This is a genomic window from Flavobacterium psychrophilum DSM 3660 = ATCC 49418, assembly GCF_002217405.1.
In the GTDB taxonomy this organism is placed as follows: Bacteria; Bacteroidota; Bacteroidia; order Flavobacteriales; family Flavobacteriaceae; genus Flavobacterium; species Flavobacterium psychrophilum.
In genome coordinates this window covers 1-6851 of record NZ_MUHE01000051.1, presented here as the reverse complement: position 1 = coordinate 6851, position 6851 = coordinate 1, and the positions used below count along the sequence as shown (strand labels likewise).

Sequence of the window (6851 nt, the reverse complement as noted above, 5' to 3'; positions counted from 1 at the left end):
AAAATTTTGAATGCTGATGTGCTGCGCCGCGTGAGGGATAGCAGCGGAAATCCTTTTTTTGAGGCTTTTCGCCGATAAAAAAGATTGTAGCGCATAGCCCGACCCGACCTTTTCGGGAGGGGCACGCCATTATTAAAGAAGTACTAGCTGAATTTTATAGCTTTTACTGGTGATATTTTGGTTGTTATCTTAGACTGGTGTTACTTTTTAATATTTCCAGGAAAAAATGAACACATAAAAAAAAGCCCCTACAAAAGGGGCTTTTTTTAAAATTTGAACACAATAAGTGTTATAAAGATGAAACGAATCTAGTTAATTTAGATTTTAAGTTTGATGCTTTATTATCATGTATAATGTTTTTCTTAGCTAACTTATCAATCATAGAGATTACATTTGATAATTTTGCAGTTGCTTCAGTTTTATCAGTAGCTATTCTTAATGCTTTTATTGCGTTACGAGTTGTTTTGTGTTGGTATCTATTTAACACTCTTTTCTTTTCGTTGCTTCTTATTCTTTTTAAAGCTGACTTATGATTTGCCATTTTTTTGTTTTTAAATTGTAATAACTTTATTGATTTACTTACTTAGTAAAAAAAGAAAAACCTCCCATAGTTAAATTTAAAATTTAATTACTTCAGTTTTAACTAATAAAACAAAAAATTGAGACACAAAATTTTGTTTTATAAAACAAATTTACAACTAACTAGTAGCCCGTAGGGGAATCGAACCCCTCTTACATGGATGAAAACCATGCGTCCTAACCGATAGACGAACGGGCCTTTAATTTTATTTAACCTCAATAATTCAATGTAGCCCGTAGGGGAATCGAACCCCTCTTACATGGATGAAAACCATGCGTCCTAACCGATAGACGAACGGGCCATTGCATTGTTTTGTAATGCGAGTGCAAAAATACAACTATTTTTTATTCTCGCAATAGCTAAATGACTTTTTTTGCAAAAAATATTTAATTTTAATATGCTTTTGCAAAAAGAACTCTTCCAACTGACTGTTTTCCAGTAAACATACAGTTTCCAATTTCTTCTTTTCTATTTAATGCGATGCAACGAATTGTTGCTTTGGTGAGTTCTTTTATTTTTTCTTCTGTTTCTGGTGTTCCGTCCCAATGGGCTGAAATAAATCCTCCTTTGTTTTCAAGAACTTTTTTAAATTCTTCAAAATCAGAAACTTCGGTTATATGTGTGTCTCGGTACTGTAATGCTTTACTGAATAAATCGCTTTGTATTTGTGCTAACAGGTCGCTTATATACTTTACGATTCCTTCTTTTGGTTTTACTTCTTTTGTTAAAGTATCACGGCGTGCAATTTCGAATGTTTCGTTTTCTAAATCTTTTGGACCAATGGCGATTCGAACAGGAACGCCTTTCAATTCCCATTCTGCAAACTTGAATCCTGGTTTTTGAGTGGTTCTGTTATCAAATTTGACTGAAATATTAAGTTTTTTAAATTGCGATATTAAATCATTGGCTAGGGCCGAAATTTTCTCGAACTCTTCATCGGTTTTAAAAATTGGCACAATAACTACTTGTATTGGTGCTAAATTGGGTGGTAAAACTAATCCGTTGTCATCGGAATGTGTCATAACTAAAGCCCCCATTAATCTTGTAGAAACTCCCCAAGAGGTTCCCCAAACGTGTTCTTGTTTTCCTTCGGCATTGGCAAATTTAACATCGAATGCTTTGGCGAAGTTTTGACCTAAAAAGTGTGATGTTCCTGCTTGCAATGCTTTTCCGTCTTGCATTAAAGCTTCAATACAGTAGGTTTCTTCTGCACCAGCGAAACGTTCTGTTTCTGTTTTTAATCCTTTTATAACTGGTATTGCCATAAAATTTTGAGCAAAATCAGCATATACGTTCATCATTTTTTCTGATTCTTCAATTGCCTCCTTTCTGGTTGCATGGGCCGTATGCCCTTCTTGCCATAAAAATTCGGCGGTACGAAGAAACAATCTTGTTCGCATTTCCCAACGCACTACATTTGCCCATTGGTTTATTAATAATGGTAAATCTCTGTAAGATTGAATCCAACCTTTATATGTACTCCAAATTATTGCTTCAGAAGTTGGCCTAACGATTAACTCTTCTTCGAGCTTAGCGTTAGGATCGACCATTAATTTTCCTGGTTTGTCTGGATCGTTTTTTAATCGGTAATGGGTAACTATGGCGCATTCTTTTGCAAATCCTTCTGCGTTTTTTTCTTCGGCCTCAAACATGCTCTTGGGTACAAATAGCGGGAAATAAGCGTTGCTATGTCCTGTTTCTTTAAACATTCTGTCTAATTCTGCTTGCATTTTTTCCCAAATTGCATAACCATAAGGTTTGATAACCATGCAGCCTCTAACTCCTGAATTTTCGGCTAAATCAGCTCTGACAACCAGCTCGTTATACCATTTTGAATAATCTTCTGCTCTTGTAGTTAAGTTCTTGCTCATCTTGTATAGTTTGGCACAAATCTTGTGCCTATGTTAAAAAATAAAATAGTTCGACAAAACTAACTATTTTTGTTATGTTCAACAATAAAAAACCTTACAGATATGAAAACTTATTATTATTTTACAAAAAAGACATTACTGAAATCTTTTGCTGGATTGTTAAGTCTTACTGCTATATCGTGTGGTTCTTACCAAAATAAATCGTATTATGATAATGACGGAATTTATGGTGGTGAAAGACAAAAATCTAATATTGAAACAAACAACGCTTCTGGAACTGATAACAAATATAAAGAATATTTTAGTTCTAATGCCAATAATTATAATACCAACCAAACGGAAGTTCTAACAGATGTTGACAATTATTCGACTGTTATTAAAAATCAGAATGATAATTCTAATAACAACAATAATTATTCAGGTTGGGGCAATAATAGTAACGACCATCTTACTATAAATGTATATGATAACAGTTGGGGCTATCATAATTACGGATACTATAATAACTATTGGGGATATAACAGCCCTTGGAATAATGGCTATTACTCTAGTTGGAATAATGGATGGTACAATCCTTGGAGTTATTACGGATCAAATTGGGGTTGGAATAATTTATACTACGGAAATTATTATGGCTATAACAACTATGGCTATAATAACTGGAATAACTCTGGGTATTACAGAAACAATTATTCCTATGCCCACGGAAGAAGAGGTGCTATGTATTCAGACAGATATAGTCATGAAAATGGTGGCAAAAACTATTCTTCTGACATAAGAAACAACGCATCTGCAATAGACAATCCTAGATCTAATTATTCTAATAATAATTATAATTATACCCCAAGACCTGTAAGAACAGAAAACCCTGAAATAAATAATCCTAGATCTAATTATTCTAACAATAATAATTATACCCCAAGACCTGTTAGACCTGAAAATACTACAATAGACAATCCTGGATCTAATAATTCTAACAATAATAACTATACCCCAAGACCTGTAAGAACAGAAATCCCAAGAACTTATGAAGCACCTAGAAACTACACTCCATCAAGTGGTGGTGGTGGCAACTACGGAGGCGGTCGTTCTGGCGGTGGAGGCGGACGCAGATAATAACAATTTATATAGCCAATGTATTTAAATTATAATACGTTGGCTTTTATTGACTTTAAAAACAAAATAAATGAAAAAATATATTTCTCTTTTTGCAATCACACTTTGTTTTTCCGGAATTCAAGCTCAAGATATTGCAGATGCTTACAGATATTCGCAAGACAATCCTAACGGGACCGCTCGTTTTAGAGCCATGGGTGGTGCTTTTGGAGCCTTGGGTGGCGATTTATCGGCAATTACTGTAAATCCTGCAGGATCGGTTGTTTTTGCTAACAATCAGATATCTGTTACAGCAAGTAACTTTAATACAAAAAATAATTCTAATTATTTTGGTACTAACACATCTAAAAATAAGAATTCACTAAATTTAAACCAATTTGGCGGGGTTTTTGTTTTTGAAAATGATACAGAAAATAGCCCTTGGAAAAAAATCGCTATTGGCATAAATTACGAAAATGTTAGCAGTTTTGAGAATTCATTATTTTCTGCGGGAGCAAATAACAATTCTATAGATAATTATTTCTTAAGCTATGCAAAGGGTTTAAAATTAAGTATCGTAGATGGACACGATTATGCTTACGGTGATTTAACTTTTAGAGAACAGCAAGCTTATTTGGGATATAAGGCTTTTATAATTAATCAATCTGCAACTTACAATGATAATACTAACAGAAACTACGTATCTCTTGTGCCTTCTGGCGGTAATTATTACCAAACAAACACTACACAAACATCTGGGTATAACGGAAAATTAACTTTTAATGCTGCAACACAATATAAAAATATATTGATGATTGGTATTAATTTGAATACTCATTTTACTGATTATCGCCGTTCTAACCTTTTTACTGAAAACAATAACAACAACACTTCACCTGTTAACTATTTAGTAAAAAACATTAATTTTAATAATGACTTGTACACATACGGCTCAGGTTTTTCTTTTCAGATTGGAGCAATTGTTAAACCAATTAAGGAAATTAGACTTGGATTAGCATACCAATCGCCAACTTGGTATAAATTAAATGATGAATTAATACAAAGTATATCTGCCAATAGTAGTACTATAAATAATAGTTTAAATACTGATATTATAGACCCTAAAACCACAATGGTTTATGCACCTTACGGATTGCAAACCCCTGGAAAACTTACAGGAAGTTTTGCTTATATTTTTGGCAAAAAAGGGCTTTTTAGTATAGATTATAGTGTAAAAAATTACAGCAAAGCTCAGTTTACTCCTAAAAACGAATTCATGAAATCAGCCAACAATCCTGATAACGATACCGATAATGATATTTCTAATTTGCTACAAAAATCTGGCGAATTAAGACTTGGTGCCGAGTATAAAATAAAACAATGGAGTTTGCGTGGTGGGTATCATTTTGAGCAAAGCCCATACAAAAACAAAAAAATCGTTGGCGATTCGAACGGCTACTCTGGAGGTATTGGTTATAATTTTGGTGGTACAAAACTAGATTTAGCTTATTCGCTATCCAAAAGAACGTCTAATCAGTCATTTTTTGCTCAGGGTTTGACTGATGCAGCACAAATAAATACTACAAAAAATAATGTTACACTAACATTAGCTTTTGAGTTGTAAATAGTAATTACAACCAAAGCCCAAAAGAGCAACAGGCAAGAAATTAAAAATCACTAATAAAGCGATAGTAACTTACAAAAACAACGCTAAATAATTTTGATTACATTTTAAGGTTATAATAAGCAAATCACAAATAAACCGTGTTGTTCTTAAGAACGAGACGGTTTATTTTTAGCCCCAATAGCAGGAAAAACCCTTTTATTTTTCTCCCTTAAAAAAATAAAAGATTGCAAAAAATTGTTTCTCCAGTTCGCCCTTTCAGGCTCGGGTGCGGGAAATAGCGCCTAAAAACAAAAAAAACATAGTTATACAATAAATAAAAGCGTAATTTTGCACTCCAAAATTTAAGTATATGAGAACCAAATCGTTAAAGAAAAACAAAATCAATGTAATCACTCTTGGGTGTTCTAAAAACGTGTATGACAGCGAAGTGCTTATGGGGCAACTCAAAGCCAGCGGAAAAAACGTGGTACATGAAGAAGAAGGGAATATTGTGGTGATAAATACTTGCGGATTTATAGATAATGCCAAAGCAGAATCTGTAAATACAATTTTGGAATATGCTGACAAAAAAGAACGTGGATTAGTTGACAAAGTATTTGTAACCGGATGTCTATCTGAACGTTACAGACCAGATTTAGAAAAAGAAATCCCCAATGTAGACCAATATTTTGGTACTACTGAATTGCCTGCTTTATTAAAAGCTTTAGGAGCAGATTACAGACATGAATTATTAGGAGAACGTTTAACCACAACACCTAAGAACTATGCGTACCTAAAAATTTCTGAAGGTTGCGACCGTCCTTGTAGTTTTTGTGCTATTCCGCTTATGCGTGGCAAAAATGTATCGCAAACCATAGAGAAATTAGTAAAAGAAGCCGAAGGTTTGGCTAAAAATGGTGTAAAAGAACTAATTCTTATTGCCCAAGATTTGACTTATTATGGTCTTGATTTATACAAAAAAAGAGCACTAGGCGAATTGCTAGAAGCACTAGTAAAAGTAGAAGGTATCGAGTGGATTCGTTTGCATTACGCCTTCCCTACTGGTTTCCCTATGGATGTTCTTGAAATCATGAAACGAGAACCTAAGATTTGTAATTATATAGATATTCCGTTGCAACACATTTCAGATTCTATCCTAAAATCGATGAAACGTGGAACAACAAGAGAAAAAACCACCAAATTACTAAAAGATTTTCGTGCAGCCGTTCCTGGAATGGCCATTAGAACAACTCTAATTGTAGGATATCCTGGAGAAACTGAAGAAGATTTCGAGATTCTGAAAGAATTTGTTCAGGAAATGAAATTTGACCGAATGGGCTGTTTTGCTTATTCGCACGAAGAAAATACAGGTGCTTACGAATTAGTAGATGATGTTCCAGATGAAGTGAAACAAGCACGTTCGCTAGAAATAATGGATTTACAATCGCAAATTTCTTGGGATTTGAACCAAGAAAAACTAGGACAAACTTTCCGTTGTATTATTGACAGAAAAGAAGGCGGACATTTTGTAGGAAGAACCGAATTTGATAGTCCTGATGTAGATAACGAAGTGCTTATAGATGCCACAAAACATTATGTAAAAACGGGCGAATTTGTAAATATAAAAATTATTGAAGCTACAGAGTTTGACTTATACGGCGAACCAGCGTAATTATTTTAGATTTTAGAATTAAGATTT

5 protein-coding genes and 2 tRNA genes are annotated in these 6851 nt (G+C 33.7%); 3 read left to right on the top strand and 4 right to left on the bottom strand.

Annotation, left to right across the window (positions count from 1 at the left end):
* Window positions 1–289: 289 nt before the first annotated feature.
* From rpsT to proS, 4 genes are all read right to left on the bottom strand, one after another.
* A complete protein-coding gene (gene rpsT, locus B0A57_RS11230; protein WP_011963520.1) occupies window positions 290–541 on the bottom strand; it encodes a 30S ribosomal protein S20 in 252 nt (83 codons plus the stop codon).
* 165 nt (window positions 542–706) lie between these two features.
* A tRNA-Glu gene (locus B0A57_RS11225) sits at window positions 707–778 on the bottom strand.
* Window positions 779–809: 31 nt separating this feature from the next.
* Window positions 810–881, bottom strand: a tRNA-Glu gene (locus B0A57_RS11220).
* 91 nt (window positions 882–972) lie between these two features.
* Window positions 973–2451 (bottom strand): proline--tRNA ligase, encoded by a 1479-nt coding sequence (gene proS / locus B0A57_RS11215; RefSeq protein WP_011963521.1) that lies wholly within the window; start codon window positions 2449–2451, stop codon window positions 973–975.
* Between the two features lie 102 nt (window positions 2452–2553).
* On the opposite strand from proS, the gene B0A57_RS11210 reads away from it, so the two are divergent.
* The 3 genes from B0A57_RS11210 to rimO all read left to right on the top strand — a co-directional run bounded on the left by B0A57_RS11210 (window position 2554) and on the right by rimO (window position 6824).
* Window positions 2554–3567 (top strand): hypothetical protein, encoded by a 1014-nt coding sequence (locus tag B0A57_RS11210; protein ID WP_038466259.1) that lies wholly within the window; start codon window positions 2554–2556, stop codon window positions 3565–3567.
* Window positions 3568–3637: 70 nt separating this feature from the next.
* Window positions 3638–5170 carry an OmpP1/FadL family transporter gene (locus B0A57_RS11205; RefSeq protein WP_038466256.1) on the top strand — a complete coding sequence of 511 codons (1533 nt, stop codon included), beginning with the start codon at window positions 3638–3640 and terminating at the stop codon, window positions 5168–5170.
* 352 nt (window positions 5171–5522) lie between these two features.
* The gene (rimO, locus tag B0A57_RS11200) at window positions 5523–6824 is read left to right on the top strand and encodes a 30S ribosomal protein S12 methylthiotransferase RimO (protein WP_034097731.1); all 1302 of its coding nucleotides are present in this window, start codon (window positions 5523–5525) and stop codon (window positions 6822–6824) included.
* Window positions 6825–6851 lie beyond the last annotated feature (27 nt).